This is a genomic window from Naasia sp. (assembly GCF_025465545.1).
In the GTDB taxonomy this organism is placed as follows: Bacteria; Actinomycetota; Actinomycetes; order Actinomycetales; family Microbacteriaceae; genus Naasia.
Window position 1 is genome coordinate 40,335 of the sequence record NZ_JAODMK010000001.1, and the last position, 17,102, is coordinate 57,436.

At 71.5% G+C, this 17,102-nt stretch carries 16 protein-coding genes; 5 read left to right on the forward strand and 11 right to left on the reverse strand.

The genetic code is table 11. From position 1 onward, the window contains the following. Window positions 1-25 precede the first annotated feature (25 nt). Window positions 26-721, reverse strand: coding sequence for a lysophospholipid acyltransferase family protein (locus JWR33_RS00190; RefSeq protein WP_297408456.1), 696 nt, complete (start codon window positions 719-721; stop codon window positions 26-28). A gap of 32 nt (window positions 722-753) precedes the next feature. Then, window positions 754-1,749 (reverse strand): ROK family glucokinase, encoded by a 996-nt coding sequence (locus tag JWR33_RS00195; protein ID WP_297408457.1) that lies wholly within the window; start codon window positions 1,747-1,749, stop codon window positions 754-756. 133 nt (window positions 1,750-1,882) lie between these two features. On the opposite strand from JWR33_RS00195, the gene JWR33_RS00200 reads away from it, so the two are divergent. Continuing rightward, the gene (locus JWR33_RS00200; RefSeq protein ID WP_297408526.1) at window positions 1,883-3,679 is read left to right on the forward strand and encodes an AMP-dependent synthetase/ligase; all 1,797 of its coding nucleotides are present in this window, start codon (window positions 1,883-1,885) and stop codon (window positions 3,677-3,679) included. A 48-nt stretch (window positions 3,680-3,727) separates the two neighbouring features. On the opposite strand, the gene def is transcribed toward JWR33_RS00200, so the two are convergent. The 3 genes from def to JWR33_RS00215 form a co-directional block, all read right to left on the reverse strand. Further along, on the reverse strand, window positions 3,728-4,219 hold the full coding sequence (gene def / locus JWR33_RS00205; protein ID WP_297408458.1) for a peptide deformylase: 492 nt from the start codon (window positions 4,217-4,219) through the stop codon (window positions 3,728-3,730). Then, window positions 4,212-5,792 carry a MinD/ParA family protein gene (locus tag JWR33_RS00210; protein ID WP_297408459.1) on the reverse strand — a complete coding sequence of 527 codons (1,581 nt, stop codon included), beginning with the start codon at window positions 5,790-5,792 and terminating at the stop codon, window positions 4,212-4,214. The genes def and JWR33_RS00210 overlap by 8 nt, the downstream gene beginning before the upstream one ends. Before the next feature lie 118 nt (window positions 5,793-5,910). Continuing rightward, window positions 5,911-9,321: a pyruvate carboxylase gene (locus tag JWR33_RS00215; protein ID WP_297408460.1), complete on the reverse strand. Its 3,411-nt coding sequence runs from the start codon at window positions 9,319-9,321 to the stop codon at window positions 5,911-5,913. Window positions 9,322-9,400: 79 nt separating this feature from the next. Here JWR33_RS00215 and JWR33_RS00220 point away from each other — a divergent pair, with 79 nt between their 5' ends. Next, window positions 9,401-10,225, forward strand: coding sequence for a ParA family protein (locus JWR33_RS00220; protein ID WP_297408461.1), 825 nt, complete (start codon window positions 9,401-9,403; stop codon window positions 10,223-10,225). A 120-nt stretch (window positions 10,226-10,345) separates the two neighbouring features. On the opposite strand, the gene JWR33_RS00225 is transcribed toward JWR33_RS00220, so the two are convergent. From JWR33_RS00225 to JWR33_RS00245, 5 genes are all read right to left on the reverse strand, one after another. Then, a complete protein-coding gene (locus JWR33_RS00225) occupies window positions 10,346-11,266 on the reverse strand; it encodes a cyclase family protein (RefSeq protein WP_297408462.1) in 921 nt (306 codons plus the stop codon). Between the two features lie 220 nt (window positions 11,267-11,486). Next, window positions 11,487-12,032 carry a MerR family transcriptional regulator gene (locus tag JWR33_RS00230; RefSeq protein WP_297408463.1) on the reverse strand — a complete coding sequence of 182 codons (546 nt, stop codon included), beginning with the start codon at window positions 12,030-12,032 and terminating at the stop codon, window positions 11,487-11,489. A 96-nt stretch (window positions 12,033-12,128) separates the two neighbouring features. Continuing rightward, a complete protein-coding gene (locus tag JWR33_RS00235; RefSeq protein WP_297408464.1) occupies window positions 12,129-12,833 on the reverse strand; it encodes a MerR family transcriptional regulator in 705 nt (234 codons plus the stop codon). 2 nt (window positions 12,834-12,835) lie between these two features. Beyond that, window positions 12,836-13,333, reverse strand: coding sequence for an FHA domain-containing protein (locus JWR33_RS00240; protein WP_297408465.1), 498 nt, complete (start codon window positions 13,331-13,333; stop codon window positions 12,836-12,838). Between the two features lie 12 nt (window positions 13,334-13,345). Next, complete coding sequence (locus tag JWR33_RS00245; RefSeq protein WP_297408466.1) at window positions 13,346-13,975, reverse strand: CDP-alcohol phosphatidyltransferase family protein; 630 nt, start codon at window positions 13,973-13,975, stop codon at window positions 13,346-13,348. Between the two features lie 122 nt (window positions 13,976-14,097). Here JWR33_RS00245 and JWR33_RS00250 point away from each other — a divergent pair, with 122 nt between their 5' ends. The 3 genes from JWR33_RS00250 to JWR33_RS00260 all read left to right on the forward strand — a co-directional run bounded on the left by JWR33_RS00250 (window position 14,098) and on the right by JWR33_RS00260 (window position 15,994). Beyond that, window positions 14,098-15,150 carry a M4 family metallopeptidase gene (locus JWR33_RS00250; RefSeq protein WP_297408467.1) on the forward strand — a complete coding sequence of 351 codons (1,053 nt, stop codon included), beginning with the start codon at window positions 14,098-14,100 and terminating at the stop codon, window positions 15,148-15,150. Further along, window positions 15,147-15,449 (forward strand): protealysin inhibitor emfourin, encoded by a 303-nt coding sequence (locus tag JWR33_RS00255; protein WP_297408468.1) that lies wholly within the window; start codon window positions 15,147-15,149, stop codon window positions 15,447-15,449. Before JWR33_RS00250 ends, JWR33_RS00255 begins: the two co-directional genes overlap by 4 nt. An 83-nt stretch (window positions 15,450-15,532) precedes the next feature. Further along, window positions 15,533-15,994 (forward strand): hypothetical protein, encoded by a 462-nt coding sequence (locus tag JWR33_RS00260; RefSeq protein ID WP_297408469.1) that lies wholly within the window; start codon window positions 15,533-15,535, stop codon window positions 15,992-15,994. A 43-nt stretch (window positions 15,995-16,037) separates the two neighbouring features. On the opposite strand, the gene JWR33_RS00265 is transcribed toward JWR33_RS00260, so the two are convergent. After that, complete coding sequence (locus JWR33_RS00265) at window positions 16,038-16,967, reverse strand: NUDIX hydrolase (protein ID WP_297408470.1); 930 nt, start codon at window positions 16,965-16,967, stop codon at window positions 16,038-16,040. Window positions 16,968-17,102 lie beyond the last annotated feature (135 nt).

Genomic DNA, 17,102 nt, shown 5'->3' on the forward strand with positions numbered 1-17,102 from the left:
CTCGGCAGGTGTAGGGAGAGCGGGTCTAGCGGACGGCGGGGACAGCCGCCCCCTTAGCCGAAGATGCATAGACATCCACGTATTCCTGCCCGCTCAGACGCGCGAGCTCGTACATGATCTCGTCGGTGATGGAGCGCAGGATGAAGCGGTCGCCCTCCAGCCCGGAGAACCTGGAGAAATCTAACGGTTCCCCGATGGCGATGCCAATCCGGCGGACCTTCGGCATCCTGCTGCCGATGGGCATCGCCTTCTCCGTGTCGATCATCGCGACCGGGATGACGGGAACCTGTCCCTCGAGCACCATCCGGGCGATGCCCGTGCGCCCGCGGTACAGCTTGCCGTCGTGACTGCGGGTGCCCTCGGGGTAGATGCCGAGCAGCTCGCCCCGGCGCAGGACACTCAGCCCGGTGCTCAGGGCGGCCTCGGAGGCCTTGCCGCCGGAGCGGTCGATGGGCAGCTGGCCCGTGGCGAGCATGAAGGAGCGCACCGCCCAGCCCTTCAGCCCCTTGCCGGTGAAGTACTCGGCCTTCGCGAGGAAGGAGATCCGCCGGTCCAGTTCGACGGGCAGGATCACCGAGTCGATGAACGAGAGGTGGTTGCTGGCCAGGATCGCGGCGCCGCGCTTGGGCACGTTCTCCATGCCCGTGACCCACGGACGGAACGTCCGGCGCAGGAAGGGGCCCACAAAGACGTACTTCAGCACCCAGTAGAAGACGCGCATGGTACCTCCCTCGCGCTCAGCCTAGCCGGGGCTCAGGAGCCGGCCGCGGCGTCGCCGTGCGCGGAGTAGCTGGACGGGTCGCCGGCCGAGAGGAAGTGCGCGCGGGCCAGATCGGCGGCGCCCACGACGCCCGCGCCTCCCGCGAATTCGGCCACCCGGAACTCCGGCTCCGGGTGGTAGCCGCGAGCCGGAAGCGCATCCAGATAGGCCGCCCGCACCGGCTCGAGCAGCGCCTCGCCCGCCTCCGACACTCCCCCGCCGAAGACGAAGAGCTGCGGATCGAGCACCGCGCCGAGACTCGCGCAGGCCTGGCCCAGCCAGCCGCCGAGCTGCCGGAGCGCGGACAGGGCGCCGGGGTCCCCCTCGCCGATCAGCCGGCCGACGTCGGTGCCGGTCAAGGCGCCGGTGCGGGTCCGCGCGGCCGCGAGGGCATTGCCGATGCCCCCTGCGTCTGCCATCTCGTTCGCCATCCTCAGCAGGGCCCGCCCCGAGCCGTACTGCTCGATGCAGCCGCGCGCACCGCAGCCGCAGGGCAGCCCGTCGGGCACCACCCGCAGGTGACCCAGTTCGGCGGCGGCCCCGAAGCCGCCGCGGAAGAGCTTGTCGTCGTGCACGATCGCGCCGCCTACGCCGGTGCCGATCGTGATCATCACCATGTCGCTGACGAGCCGGCCGGTGCCGAAGCGGAACTCCGCCCAGCCGGCCGCGTTCGCGTCGTTCTCGACCAGGATCGGCAGCCCGAGGCGCGCCTCGAGCTTGTCCCGGAAGGGCTCGTTGCGCCAGGCGATGTTGGGCGCGTAGTAGACGACCGACTGCGCGGCGTCGATGAACCCTGCTGCGGCGACGCCGACGGCGGCCACCTCGTGATCCGCGGCGAGCTGGGTGACCATCTCGACGACGGCATCCTCGAGCAGGGCACTGTCGCCGGCGGGGGTGGGCCTGCGGGTCTCCGCGACGATGGCGCCGAGATCGTCGACCACGGCGCCGGCGATCTTCGTGCCGCCGATGTCGATTCCTATCGCGTGCACGGAGGAAGCCTAGTGGCGTGCGTACCCCGGACTGGGCGGCCGCCGCCAGGGGTCGGTGCACCCCCGCCCACTAGACTGGCGGCAGCATCCCGGTACCGAAGGAGTTGCCGTGCACCAGATCGACGCGCCCCCCATGACGGAGCCGACCCCGCAGGCCAACGCCACGGACCTCCTCCTCGAGCGGGTCGCTCTCACCCCGGATGTCCCCCTCTTCGCCCGCCAGCAGGGCGAGAAGTGGGTCGACGTCTCGGCCCGGGACTTCCTGGACCAGGTCCGCGCCCTCGCGAAGGGCTTCGTCGCGTCCGGCATCGAGCCGGGCGAGAAGATCGGCCTGATGGCCAGGACGCGCTACGAGTGGACGCTCATCGACTTCGCGGCCTGGTTCGCCGGCGCGATCGTGGTGCCCATCTACGAGACCTCCGCGCCGGCCCAGGTTCAGTGGAACCTCAGCGACGCCGGCGCGATCGCCGTCTTCCTCGAGAGCCCGTCGCACTTCGCGAACTTCGACGAGGTGCACGGCGACCTCCCCCAGGTGCGCCTGGTGTGGCAGATCGACCGCGGCGACCTGGACAAGCTCACCGCGCTCGGCGCCGCGGTTCCCGACGAGGAGCTCGAGCGCCGCCGCACCCTCGCCGGCGAAGACGACATCGCCACGATCATCTACACCTCGGGAACGACCGGACGCCCCAAGGGCTGCGTGCTGACGCACGAGAACTTCGTGGAGCTGAGCCGCAACACCCAGGCCGCCATCCCCGAGGTGCTGCGCCCCGGCAGCACCACCCTCCTCTTCATCCCGCTGGCGCACATCTTCGCCCGGTTCATCGCGGTGGTGAACATCTACAGCGGCGTGAAGACCGGGCACCAGCCCGACACCAAGAAGCTGCTCCCCTCGCTCGCGACCTTCAAGCCGACCTATCTCCTCGCGGTCCCGCGCGTCTTCGAGAAGGTCTACAACTCGTCCGAGCAGAAGGCAGAGGCCGGCGGCAAGGGCAAGATCTTCCGCAAAGCGGCCGATGTGGCGGTCGCCCACTCGAAGGCGCTCGACGCGGGCTCGGTCCCGCTCGGCCTCAAACTGCAGTTCGCGCTGTTCGACAAGCTCGTCTACGCCAAGATCCGGGCGGCGATGGGCGGCAAGGTCACCCACGCGGTGTCCGGCTCCGCCCCGCTCGGCGACCGGCTCGGCCACTTCTACCGCAGCCTCGGCATCCTGATCCTCGAGGGCTACGGGCTCACTGAGACCACCGCGCCCGTCTCGGTCGGGCGTCCGAGCAGCTTCCGCATCGGCACCGTCGGCCCCGTGATGCCCGGAGTCTCCATCCGCATCCGCGACGACGGCGAGATCGAGACCAAGGGCGTCAACCTGTTCCGGGAGTACTGGAACAACCCTGCCGCCACCGCCGAGGCGTTCGACGGCGAGTGGTTCCGCACCGGCGACATCGGCGAACTGGACAGCGACGGACACCTCCGGATCACCGGTCGGAAGAAGGAGCTGCTCGTCACGGCGGGAGGCAAGAACGTCTCCCCCGCCGCGCTCGAGGACCCCATCCGCGCCAACCCGATCGTCGGTCAGGTCGTCGTCCTCGGCGACCGGCGCCCCTTCATCTCTGCGCTCATCACACTGGACGCGGAGATGCTGCCCGTGTGGCTGAAGAACAACGGTCAGGACGAGGCGATGCCGCTCGAACAGGCCGTCGACAACCCGGCCGTCCGCGCCGAGGTCCAGAGTGCGATCGACGCCGCGAACGCCCACGTCTCCCGGGCGGAGTCCATCCGCAAGTTCGTGATCCTGCCCACCGAGTTCACCGAGGACAGCGGACACCTCACCCCGAAGCTGAGCATCAAGCGCAACGCGATCCTCCAGGACTTCGCGGCCGCGATCGAGGAGCTCTACCGCGGAGCGCCGACCGCCACGGACACCCTCGTGCACTAGTCCCCCGGGTGGGGAAGGAGCCGGCAGCCCTTCCCTGCTCGAGAGCCGTCAGAACCAGGAGGACTCGCGGATGCGGCGCATCGCGTCGCGTCGGGCGTCCTTCTCGAGGCGGTCCAGGTAGAGCATGCCGTCGAGGTGGTCCACCTCGTGCTGGAGCGCCTGGGCGAGCAGGCCCGCCCCCTCCACCGACACCGGATTCCCGTCCAGATCGATCCCCTCGGCCCGAGCCCACGGCGATCGGCGCACCGGATACCAGAGGTCCGGGACGGAGAGGCAGCCCTCCTCCACGAGCTCCGGGTCACCGCCGAGCTCCACGAGGACCGGGTTCAGCAGATAGCCGATGCGGCCGTCCACGTTGAAGCTGAACGCCCGCAGGTTGACCCCGATCTGCGACGCGGCCACACCAGCGCGCCCCGGGATGGCCACCGAGTCGAGCAGGTCCGCCACGACTGCGCGGACGCGCTCGTCGATCTCCCCGACAGGCGCCGAGGCGGTCTTCAGCACCGGATCGCCGAAGAGCCGGATGGGACGCTCAGGCACCTCGTCGCACGGGGAGGCCATCGACGACCAGGGCCGCGAGCTGACGCGCCGCGTCCTTGGTCGTCTGCTTGAGATCCTTGTAGCTCACGACCGAGCCCGCAGCGAGCAGCGGGTCGTAGGGAATCCGGACCGTCTCCCGCACCCGGGACTTGAAGTGCATCTCGATCTCGTCGAGCTTGACGAGGTTGGTGCCCTGGGTCGCCGTGTTGAGCGCCACGATCGCGTTCTTCACCAGTGCGCCGTACCCGTTCGCCTCGAGCCAGGTCAGCGTCTCCGACGCGAGCCTCGCCTCGTCGACGCTGCCGCCGGAGACGATGACGACCGAGTCGGCCCGCTGAAGGGTGGCCCGCATGACCGAGTGCACGATGCCGGTCCCGCAGTCGGTGAGCACGATCGAGTAGAAGCGCGCGGTGAGGTCGGCGACGACGTTGTAGTCGTTCTCGTCGAACGCCTCGCTGAGCAGCGGATCGGTGTCCGAGGCGAGGATGTCCAGCCGCGTCTCGTCCCGGGACACCAGGGCGGTGAAGTCGGTGAAGCCGTTGATGCTCGCGGCGCGGTGCACGACGTCGCGCACGGTGGCGCGGGTCTGCTTCGTGACCCGCTCCGACAGCGTCCCCCGGTCGGGGTTGGCGTCGATCGCGATGATCCGGTCCTCACGGGCCGTTGCCATCGCCATGCCGAGGAGCGTCGTGACCGTGGTCTTGCCGACGCCGCCCTTGCGGGTGAGGATCGGCACGAAGCGGGTGCCGCCCTCGAACTGCTTGTCGATGCGGGTGTCCAGCTCCTTGCGCGCCCGCTCGGCCGGAGAGTCGCCCAGGTTCACCTTGTGCAGGGTGACCCCGTAGACGAACTTGTTCCAGCGCCCCGTGGGCTGCGTGCGCCGGCCCCGGGACTCGATGAGACGGTCGGCGGTGAGCATCGACGCCGTCTCGGGCCCCTCGGCGTGACGGCCGCGGAGGCTCTCACGCCGGCTGATCGTGGTGCCGTTGCCGGGAGTGCTTGGCTCGACCCGGGGCACCTCGCCCGTGACTCGGGAGAGGTCTCCGGTCTGCCGCGGAACCTCACCCGTGAAGCGAGACTGGTCGCCGCTCGGGCGGAGCGCGTCGCCCGTGGGCCGGGGCAGCTCGCCGGTCAGCCGCGGGACCTCACTCGTGGTGAGTCGCGGGATCTCGCCGGTGTTGTAGCTGCTGCCGTAGGTGCGGCTGCCGAGCAGCGCGTCGTACGCGCTGCCGGTGCGGCGGTACGGGGTGCGCGCAGCGGGCTCCTCCCGGGGCGGAGCGATCTCGCCCAGCGCGATCTCGCCGGTGAGGGTGCCGGGCATCGCGCTCGGGGTGATGGCCACGTCGGAGATGCGCACGGCGGCCTCATCGGCGGGCACGTCGCGGGCCTCGACGGGAGGAAGGTCGATGGAGATCGTCAGAGACTCGGGAAGGCTCGTCGCGAGACGCTCCCCCGGCTCGTCGATCAGCACGCCGTGGTACTCGTCGAAGTCCAGCTCCGGGTCCGGCGCCGCGTCGGCGGGAGTCTCGAGCACCTGCCCGGGAGGCTCGGGCTTCTTGCGTTTGGTCGCCACAGGCCCAGCCTTCCGTTCCGTCTTCAGCACGCTCATTTTACCAAGCTAGGTCGAAGGGTCCTGGGAGCACGGTTGCCGCGCGGCGGCACGCCGAAGAAAATGCCCGCAATCCCGCGGATCAGGACGAGACGGAGGCGATCTCGGCGATCAGGTCGCCCGCCTCCACCTGCTGCGTCGGCGCGATGGCGATGCGAGCCACGGTGCCCCCGGTCGGGGTCGTGATCGCGGCCTCCATCTTCATCGCCTCGATCGTCGCGATCGACTGCCCGGCGGCCACCGTGTCGCCGACGGCCACCTTCACGGTGACCACTCCGGAGAAGGGCGCGGGAACGTGGCCCGGCGTGGCGGGATCCGCCTTCTCTGCCGACTTCAGGTCGACCTCGACGCTCTTGTCGCGCACCGCGATCGGCCGCAGCTGGCCGTTCAGGGTGGTCATGACGTTGCGCATGCCCTTCTCGTCCACCTCGCCGATGGCCTCGAGGCCGACGAAGAGCTGGACGCCACGGCTGATCCGCACAGTGTGCTCGAGCCCGCGCTCGAGGCCGTAGAGGTAGTCGGAGGTCTCGAGCACCGACACGTCACCGTACTGCTCGCGCACCTGCTCGAACTGGCGGGTGGGACCGGGGAACAGCAGCCGGTTGAGCGCCGATCGCCGGGTCGCCCCCGCCTGCTCGAGCGCGGCGCGGTCGTCGTCGCCGAGCTCCGCGACCGAGACGTCGACCGTGCGGCCGGCCAGCACCTTCGACCGGAACGGCTCCGGCCAGCCGCCCGGCAGGTCGCCGAGCTCGCCGGCCATGAAGCCGATCACCGAGTCGGGGATGTCGTAGTTCTGGGGGTTCTGCTCGAAGTCGCCGGGGTCCGCGCCGACGGCCGCGAGGTGCAGCGCCAGGTCACCGACGACCTTGGATGACGGCGTGACCTTGGGGATCCGGCCGAGGATGCGGTCGGCCGCGGCGTAGAGGTCCTCGATGAGCTCGAAGCGGTCGGCCAGGCCCAGCGCCATCGCCTGCTGGCGGAGGTTGGAGAGCTGGCCGCCCGGGATCTCGTGGTGATAGACGCGCCCGGTGGGGCCGGGCAGTCCCGACTCGAACGGCCGGTACTGCGCGCGGACGGCCTCCCAGTACGGCTCGAAGTCGGCCACGGCCTGCAGGTCGAGTCCGGTGTCGCGCTCGGTGTCGGCCAGCGCGGCGACGAGCGCGGAGGCGGAGACCTGGCTGGTGGTGCCGGCCATCGCGGCACTCGCCACGTCGACCGCGTCCACGCCGGCCTCGCTGGCGGCCAGCAGGGTGGCGAGCTGCCCGCCCGCGGTGTCGTGCGTGTGCAGATGCACCGGCAGGTCGAACCGCTCGCGGAGCGCCGCGACGAGCTTGGCCGCGGCGTAGGGGCGGAGCAGGCCCGCCATGTCCTTGATGGCGAGGATGTGCGCGCCGGCGTCGACCATCTGCTCGGCGAGGCGCAGGTAGTAGTCGAGGGTGTAGAGGTCCTCGGCGGGGTCGAGCAGGTTGCCGGTGTAGCAGAGCGCCACCTCGGCGACGGCGGAGTCGGCGGCACGGACGGCGTCGATCGCCGGCCGCATCTGCGCGACGTCGTTGAGCGCGTCGAAGATGCGGAAGATGTCGACGCCGGTTGCGGCGGCCTCCGCGACGAAGGCGTCGGTCACCGCGGTGGGATACGGCGTGTAGCCGACGGTGTTCCGGCCGCGCAGCAGCATCTGCAGGGCGACGTTGGGCATCGCCTCGCGGAGGGCGGCGAGGCGCTCCCAGGGGTCCTCACCGAGGAAGCGGAGGGCCACGTCGTAGGTGGCGCCGCCCCACGCCTCGACCGAGAGCAGGCCAGGAAGCGAGCGGGCGAGGTGCGGCGCGACTGCGACCAGGTCCCGGGTGCGCACGCGGGTCGCCAGCAGCGACTGGTGGGCATCCCGGAAGGTGGTGTCGGTCACGGCGAGGGCGGTCGACCGGCGGAGATCCGCGGCGAAGCCCTCCGGGCCGAGCTCGAGCAGCCGCTGGCGGGAGCCCGCCGGCGCGGGGGCGCTGAGGTCGATCGCCGGCAGCTTGTCGGCGGGGTTGGCGCCGGGGGGCCGCGCACCCCAGGGCTGGTTGACCGTGACCTCGGCGAGCCAGCCGAGGATGCGGGTGCCGCGGTCCCGGGACGGATCCTTCTGGATCAGGCCGGGGCGCTCGTCGATGAAGGACGTGCTGAGGTCGCCCGCGACGAACGACGGGTCGTCGAGCACGGCCTGCAGGAACGGGATGTTGGTGGAGACGCCGCGGATGCGGAACTCGGCGAGCCCGCGCTTCGCGCGCGCCACCGCAGCGGGGAAGTCACGGCCCCGGGCGGTCATCTTGGCGAGCATCGAGTCGAAATGAGGGCTGATCTGGGCGCCCTGCGCGATCGTGCCGCCGTCGAGGCGGATGCCTGCTCCACCGGGCGACCGGTAGGTCGTGATCTTGCCGGTGTCGGGGCGGAAGCCCTGCGACGGGTCCTCGGTGGTGATGCGGCACTGCAGCGCCGCGCCGCGCAGGCGCAGCTTGTCCTGGGTGAGCCCCAGCTCGGCGAGCGTCGCGCCCGCGGCGATGCGCATCTGCGACTGCACGAGGTCGACGTCGGTGACCTCCTCGGTCACCGTGTGCTCGACCTGGATGCGGGGGTTCATCTCGATGAAGACGTGCGTGCCCGCCCGCTCCCCCGCGGTGTCGACGAGGAACTCGACCGTGCCCGCGTTCACGTAGCCGATCGACTCGGCGAAGGCGACGGCGTCCCGGTACAGCGACTGCCGGAGGTCCTCGTCGAGGTTCGGCGCCGGCGCGATCTCGATGACCTTCTGGTGCCGGCGCTGCACCGAGCAGTCGCGCTCGAAGAGGTGCACGGTGCCGCCCTGGCCGTCCGCGAGGATCTGCACCTCGATGTGCCGGGGCCGCAGCACCGCCTGCTCGAGGAACATGGTGGGGTCACCGAAGGCGCTGTCCGCCTCCCGCATCGCCGCGGTCAGGGCGTCGCGGAGGTCCTCCTTGGCGTTGACCCGGCGCATGCCGCGCCCGCCGCCACCGGCGACCGCCTTGGCGAAGATGGGGAAGCCGATCTCGTCGGCGGCGGCGATCAGCTCGTCGAGATCGGCCGACGGAAGGCTCGACTTGAGGACCGGCACGCCGGCCTTCGTCGCATACTCCTTGGCGGCCACCTTGTTGCCCGCCATCTCGAGCACCTCGGGAGGAGGGCCGATGAAGGTGATGCCGGCCGCGCGGGCTTCCTCCGCAAGCTCGGGATTCTCGCTGAGGAAGCCGTAGCCGGGATAGATCGCGTCCGCGCCCGACTCCTTGGCGACGCGGATGATCTCGGCCACATCCAGGTAGGCGCGGACCGGATGCCCCGGCTGCCCGATCAGGTAGGCCTCGTCCGCCTTGAGGCGGTGCATCGAGTTGCGGTCCTCGTAGGGGAAGACGGCGACGGTCTTCGCACCCAGTTCGTACGCCGCACGGAACGCGCGGATCGCGATTTCGCCGCGGTTGGCCACCAGGATCTTGGAAAACAACGAGGAGCCTCCTCCGGCGCCCGCGCCGATCCGTCTGTCGTTTGGGTTCCCCCAGACTACTGAAGGTAGCCTTGACCTCGTGCATGTGCTGAGCGTCAGCTCCCTCAAGGGTGGAGTGGGCAAGACGACCGTGACCCTGGGTCTCGCGTCGGCCGCGTTCGCCAAGGGGCTCAGCACTCTGGTGGTCGATCTCGACCCGCAGTCGGACGTCTCCACCGGCATGGACGTGCAGGTGCAGGGGCACCTCAACGTCGCCGATGTGCTCGCCTCTCCCAAGGAGAAGGTGGTCCGCGCCGCCATCGCCCCGAGCGGCTGGACGCGCGGCCGCTCCGGCACCATCGACGTGATGGTGGGCAGCCCCTCCGCGATCAACTTCGACGGCCCGCACCCGAGCATCCGTGACATCTGGAAGCTCGAGGAGGCGCTCGCGAGCGTCGAGCACGACTACGACCTGGTCCTCATCGACTGCGCTCCGTCGCTCAACGCCCTGACCCGCACGGCCTGGGCCGCCAGCGACCGCGTGGCCGTGGTCACCGAGCCGGGCCTCTTCTCGGTCGCCGCCGCCGACCGGGCGCTCCGCGCCATCGAGGAGATCCGGCGTGGCCTCAGCCCGCGGCTCCAGCCGCTCGGCATCATCGTGAACCGCGCCCGGGTGCAGTCGCTCGAGCACCAGTTCCGGATCAAGGAGCTGCGCGACATGTTCGGGCCCCTCGTGCTGAGCCCGCAGCTGCCCGAGCGCACCTCTCTGCAGCAGGCGCAGGGGGCTGCGAAGCCGCTGCACATCTGGCCGGGCGAGAGCGCTCAGGAGATGGCGGGCATGTTCGACCAGCTCCTCGACCGCGTGATGCGCACCGGTCGGGTCGGCGAGTACGCCGAGCTCGAGGCCCGGACCGCGCAGAACTAGCGCACCTCGAGGCACCGAGTGCACCCCGAGACGCCGAGGGCCCACCGTACACGGGGCGCGCTCGTCGTCTCGGGGTGCACTCGGTGAAGGCCGGCCGGCCGCGCCTGCTTTCGGCGTCGCTCAGGGCAGCAGGGCGAATGCCCGGACCGGGAAGGTGCCGAAGCCCTCGACTCGCGGGGGCACCGCGGTGAAGCGCGCGCCGCTGGGCGGGACGCGTTCGAGCGCGGTCAGGTGCTCGACGACCGGGATGCCTGCCGCGAGCAGCAGCGAATGGGCGGGGCGTGCTCCCGCCGCCTCCGCCGAGGTGTCGTCGATGTTGAGCGAATCGATGCCGACCAGTGCCACGCCCTCCTCGACGAGGTGCCGGGCGCCCTCCTCGGTGAGGAACGGCGCGGGCTCGCCGTAGGCGGGCGTGCCGAAGTGCCGGTTCCAGCCGGTGTGCAGCAGCACGGCCGCGCCCCGCAGGTCCCGGTCGAGGAAGACCCCGGCCCGGATGCCACGGCGCTCGGAGTCGGTCAGCCGGAACACCTCGGCCGGCAGGTTGACCAGCCGCTCGAGGGGCAGGCTGGCCAGGTCGCCGCCGTCCGCGTAGCGGTGGTACGGACTGTCGAGATAGGTGCCCGTGTTGCCCACCATGTGGATGGCACCGATCTCGAACTCGGTGCCCGGCGCGTAGCGCTGCCGCGAGTCGGCCCGGCTGAGGTGGGCCCGGATGCGGGGCGCCGGAAGGCCCGGATAGGTGACCTGTCCGTCGCGGATGGTGTGGCTGAGGTCCACGAGAGGTGACGACGGGTCCGAGGACCGCGTGCCGGACGCCCGGGTGAAGCCGGGACTCCCCTTGTGCTCCTCCTCCACGACGCGGACGTTCCGTAGCCGCACCTCCGACACCAAGGCGAGTCCGAGGTGCCGCACGAACAGCCGGCCGATCTGCTCCTCATCGAGGTCGGCAGAGGGCAGGCCGAGGCGGAAGCCCTGCGCGGTGAGACCTCCCCCGTTGGCGAAGCTGACGTCGGCATCGAAGGCGGCGCGGTATGAGGTCACCCGTCGAGCCTGCCAGATGCGAGGACCGGTCCTCGTGAAGCGCGGTATGAGCGGTCGCCACGGCCTATCGAGGCCGGACCCGCCGAGAACTAGCGGCCCGGCCGCGCGCCGACCCATCGAGTGCTACCCGAGACGACGAGGGCACCCCGTGCACGGGGCGCGCTCGTCGTCTCGGGTAGCGCTCGGCGTCGGGGCGCGGGAAGCGTCGGGGAGGAGCGGGTCAGCCGGCGACGCGGGTGGCGCGGCGCATGGCGAGCTCGTCCTGCGGGTCCTGCACCTGGGTGTCGAGCTCGACCAGGCTGGACTCGACCTCGCGGAGGACCTTGCCGACCGCGATGCCGAAGACGCCCTGACCGCGGCTGACGAGGTCGATGACCTCATCGTTCGAGGTGCAGAGGTAGACGCTGGCGCCGTCGCTCATCAGCGTGGTCTGGGCCAGGTCGTTGATGCCGGACTCGCGGAGCTGGTTGACCGCCGTGCGGATCTGCTGGAGCGAGATGCCGGTGTCGAGGAGTCGTTTGACGAGCTTCAGCACGAGGATGTCGCGGAACCCGTAGAGGCGCTGCGAGCCGGAGCCTGCCGCGCCGCGAACCGTGGGCTCGACCAGGCCGGTGCGGGCCCAGTAGTCGAGCTGGCGGTAGCTGATGCCGGCCGCGCGGGCGGCGATCGCCCCGCGGAAGCCGTTGTTGTCCTCGTGATCCGGCATGCCGTCGGTGAAGAGCAGCCCGAGATCGTAGCGATCGTCGCTACGGCTGACTTCATTCATTGTGGCTGCCTACCGTTCATCTCTGGGACTTCTCAACGGTACCGACCCGAGGGGGGCGCGGCAACGACATCCGGGTTTTGACCCCGGCGTGTCGCGTCAACTGCCGAGCCGGTCGAGGGACCCGCGGATGAGGCTGGCCCGCACCACGTCGAGCTGGGCGGCCAGTTCGAGGGCGAGTTCGGCACCACGGGCCCGGCTCGCGCCGTCCCGGCGCTTGATGGCGGGGAGCACCGCGCTCTCGAGGAGGGCCGCTTCACGCTCGGCCGCGGCGCGGAAGCCGCGGAGGTGCCGCGGCTCGATGCCGACGCGGCGCAGCTCGGTGAGCGCACGGAGCACGCCCAGGGATTCATCGCCGTACACCTCGCCGGGCGGCAGGATCGATGCGCTCACCGCCTCGTCGAGCAGGGTGACCGGTGCTCCCGCCTCGCGCAGCAGCTCCTCGCGGGTGTAGCGCCGCTCGGTGCCGAGCATGGAGGGCGGGGCCTGCGCTGTCGCCCCAGGCCAGGCGGGATTCTTTCCCGCTTCGAGGTCGGCGAGGTAGGTGCGGATCACCTTGAGCGGCAGGTAGTGATCCCGCTGCATCGTGAGGATGAGGCGCAGGCGGTCCAGATCGCGGGACGAGAACTTGCGGTAGCCGGATTCGGTGCGGGCCGGGAACACCAGCCGCTGCTCCTCCAGGAAGCGCAGCTTCGATGGGGACAGGTCGGGGAACTCCGGCTTGAGCTTCGCGAGCACCTGGCCGATGTTGAGCAGCGACGCCGGAGCGGCACTTCCCTGCATGCGGGCGAGGGACGTCGACATGCTCAGCGTGCGCCCACGTTGGCCAGGTCGTGCCGCGAAGCGTAGAAGGTGAGCCGGAACTTGCCGACCTGCACCTCGGCGCCGTCGGTGAGGAGCGCCGTGTCGATGCGGACGCCGTCGAAGTAGGTGCCGTTGAGGCTGCCGAGGTCCTTGACCTCGAATGCCGTGCCGTGGCGCAGGAACTGCGCGTGCCGACGGGAGACCGTGACGTCGTCGAGGAAGATCTCCGAACTCGGGTGCCGGCCGGCCGTGGTCACATCGGCGTCGAGCAGGAAGCGTGCTCCGCTGTTCGGACCGCGGCGCACCACGAGCAGCGCAGAGCCGGAGGGCAGCGCGGCGACGGCGGTCATCTCCTCGGTGCTGGCTCGCGTGTCGAGCGCGGCCACCTGGGCCAGGAAGTCGTCGCCGAACGACGCCGTCGTATCGGCGCTCAGCTGCGAGTCCGGGTTCTTTCGGGGGTCGCCAGGGCGACCGGGAACGCCGTCGCGGGAATCCACCATGGGGCTACCTCCTTAGCGGAACACCCTAGCGGATGGAGTAGAAGAGCCGTCCGCAGGAATACGCACCACCCGCACGGTCTCCACGGCGTACACGATGCCCGCCCACCAGTAGAGGAAGGCGCCCCAGGCGGCGAATGCCCAGCCGACGGGGATGGCGACGAACGCGGCAGCGGGGAACGCCGCGGCGAGCACGATGATCGGCAGGGCGTAGAAGAGGCAGAAGGTGGCGACCTTGCCCAGGTGATGCACGGGCAGCGGGCCGTACCCGGCGTTGGCGAGCACGATCCCGAGCACGAGCAGGAACACGTCCCTGCCCACGATCACGGCGAAGAGCCACCAGGGCAGGATTCCCCGGGCCGCGAGCCCGATGAGGGTCGCGAAGATGAAGAGCCGGTCGGCCGCGGGATCCAGGAGCTGGCCGAGGCGTGAGATCTGATGCAGCCGGCGGGCGAGGAAGCCGTCCAGGTAGTCGGTGACGCTCGATACGACGAGCACGACGAGCGCCTCGACGTCCTGCCCGTTCAGGAGCAGAACGAGGAAGACCGGGACGAGGGCAAGCCGCACGAAGCTGAGCAGGTTCGGCAGGGTGATCACCCGCTCGGTCACGGGGCCCGGATCGGAAGTCTGCGGAGCGCCGCTCACTCCCTCAGCCTAGCCACGCGCGACGGAGCAGGAGACCCCACGCGGTCGCTGCCCGTCCTGGTGCGCTCGCCCGGGCGGGCTGCGCCCTGGACGGGCCGGAGTGCTGCGGGGAGAATCGCAGGGTGCGCTGCAGCATCGTCCCGCCGTACCTCCTCGCCCGGATCGTTGCCGCGGCCGAGGAGCGGGCGATGCCGGCCGCCGCGCGGGCCGCACGTCGCGCCCTGGCGGAGACCCCGATGGTGCACGCGGCCCGGCGACGCGAGATCCTGCCCTTCGCCGCCGAGGACTTCGGGTCGCCGCGCTCGCCGCGGCGCACCATCTCCGATGCGGAGTCGACCGAGACCGTCCCCGGCGTCCCGGTGCGGCGGGAGGGCGAGACGGCCTCGGGCGACCCTGCGGTGGACGAGGCCTATGAGGGACTCGGGGCCACCTTCGCGCTCTTCGACGAGGCCTACGACCGCAGCTCCATCGACGGCCGGGGGCTGCCGCTCGACGCGACCGTGCATTACGGGGAGGAATACGACAACGCCTTCTGGAACGGCGAGCGCATGGTCTTCGGCGATGGCGACGGCGAGGTGTTCCGCCGTTTCACCATCTCCCTCTCGGTCATCGGTCACGAGCTCACCCACGGCGTGACCCAGCACACCGCGAACCTCGCCTACTCCGGCCAGTCCGGCGCGCTCAACGAGTCGCTCTCGGACGTCTTCGGGGTGCTCGTGGAGCAGCACCGGCGCGGCCAGAACGCCGACGAGGCGAGCTGGCTGGTCGGCGAGGGCCTGTTCACGGAGGCCGTGCACGGCCGCGCGCTGCGCTCGATGGCCGCGCCGGGCACCGCCTACGACGATCCGCTGCTCGGCCAGGACCCCCAGCCGGCGCACATGGACCAGTACGTGCAGACCGACGAGGACGACGGCGGCGTGCACATCAACTCGGGCATCCCCAACCGGGCGTTCGCCCTCGCAGCCGTCGCGGTCGGCGGCCGGGCCTGGGAGGGCGTCGGCGCGGTCTGGTACGCCGCCCTCACCTCCGGCGAGCTCGTTCCGGACAGCGACTTCGCGTCCTTCGCCGGCGCCACCGTCCGCGCCGCGTCCCGGCGCTGGGGATCGGCGGCCGTCGAGCGCGAGGCGGTCGTCGACGCCTGGCGCACCGTCGGCATCGAGCCGGGCCGCGCGTGATCTCCGTCACCATCACTCGCAGCGGAGGCGTCGCCGGACTCTCCCGCTCCTGGCACCTGCTGCTCGAGCACGAGGAGTGGCGGCGGCTCTGCTCCCGCACCCCGATGGACGAGGAGCCGCCCCGCGACCGCGACCGGTACACCTACCGGATCCGCGCCCGAGACGAGGTCCTCGTGATCCCCGAGTCCCGGTGGGACGACGGCTGGCGCGGGCTGCTGGAGCGGGCCCGGCCGGGCGAGCCCGGCGAGGAGGCGGTGGACGATCCGCCCGAGGACCCGACCGCCGCTCCCCTGCCCTGACGGGCCCGAGTCGGCCTCAGCGCGCCCGGGGAATCGCCGCGACCCGCTGCCGGTCCCGGGGCCGCCGTGGCTAGCGTGGACGCATGTCGTGCATCCGCTTCAACACCCCCGCCATGCGAGCACAGATGCGTCTCGACCTCACCTCCGCTGACGCAGCACTCCTGCACCTCTCCCCCGCCGTCACGCCGAGCAAGATCGCCCGGCTCAGGCAGCTCGCCGCGCACGCGAACCCGAAGATCCGGGAGAGCGTGGCCAGCAGCCGCAACACGCCTGAGGACCTCTTCCCCGCCCTGGCCGCCGATCCCGACGAGGGCGTGCGCGCCTGCGTCGCCCGGAACGAGTCGGCGCCGTGCGAGGTGCTGCGCCAGCTCGCCACCGACCGCTCAGAGAAGGTGCGCGGCTTCGTGGCGCTCAACTACTTCGTGCCCGACGATGCGATGGAGCTGCTCGCGAACGACCGCAGCCGCGTGGTGCGCGGCCTCGTCAGCTGGAAGGCCTCCCTGGCCGAGCAGGAGGGGAAGCCGGCGGCGACGCCTGCCGGCTGAGCTGCCGCGCTGACGACCTGCGCTCGACGGCCCGCTCCGGGCGCTAGGAGTCCCCGCCCACCGCGTCCAGCAGCTCGAGCAGGCGGCCCGGACGCAGGATGCTCGCCTCCGGCACCCGCGCGGCGAGCGCCCGGTCGGCGGTGACGACCGTCGTCGCCGGCCCGCTGCTCTGCACGAAGGCGGCGAGGGCGGAGTCGCCGTCCCGCTCGGCGCGGAGGATCCGCACGGGCCCGTCCTCGTCGTCCTCGAGCGCCTTCGCCTGCCCCTCGAGCACGAGCACGATCTCCGGCCACCAGTGCTCCGCCGGCAGGCCGAGCTCCCGCCCCGGCACCCCGGCCGTCGCGAGCGCGCCCAGCGAGGCGCGAAGGCGTGCCGCAGCCCCTACCCGGTCCCGCCACCAGCCGTCCGGCCGGGAGCCGACGACGTTCGCCCCGTCGACCACGAGGGTGGGACGCACCTCCAGGAGCGGCCGGAGGAGGTCCCAGGTGTCCGCGAGCCCGGGATGCAGGGGCAGCGCGGGCACCTCCTCCAGCGGCACCCAACGAAGAGCCACGCTCTCCGCGTCGCCGATCACCGGCGGGAACGCCTGATCCACGGTGGCCACGACGGTCGTGTAGCTCCAGACGCCGAGGTCCAGGCGGCTCGCGAAGCGCAGACGCAGGGCACCGCCGGGAACGCCCGCCTCCTCTGCCGCCTCGCGGATCGCTCCCTGAACCGCACTCTCGTCCTCGTGCCGGGCACCGCCGGGAAGTCCCCACGTGCCGCCGAAGTGGCTGTAGCCGGCGCGGTGCTGCAGGAGGACGCCCGCGCCGGGCGCGGAGACGAGCAGTCCTGCGGCGCCGTAGCGGCCCCAGAAGCGGCGCCCGTCGGGCAGCTCGACCCACTCGTCGCCCGAGCCGAGCGGCCGCCGGGGCAGGCCGACGCCGTCGGCGTGCACGGCCGCCGGAGGCACGGAGGCGGGCTGCTCGGGCATCCTTCACCCTCTCATGGAGCCGCTCGGCAGCAGGTGAGGAGACCGCCTGCCAGCCCCTCGCGAGTGGACCGGGTCGCCTCGCGATATAGATTGCAGAGCGGCCGCCCAACGGTGGCCTCCGTCCACCGGAAGGCG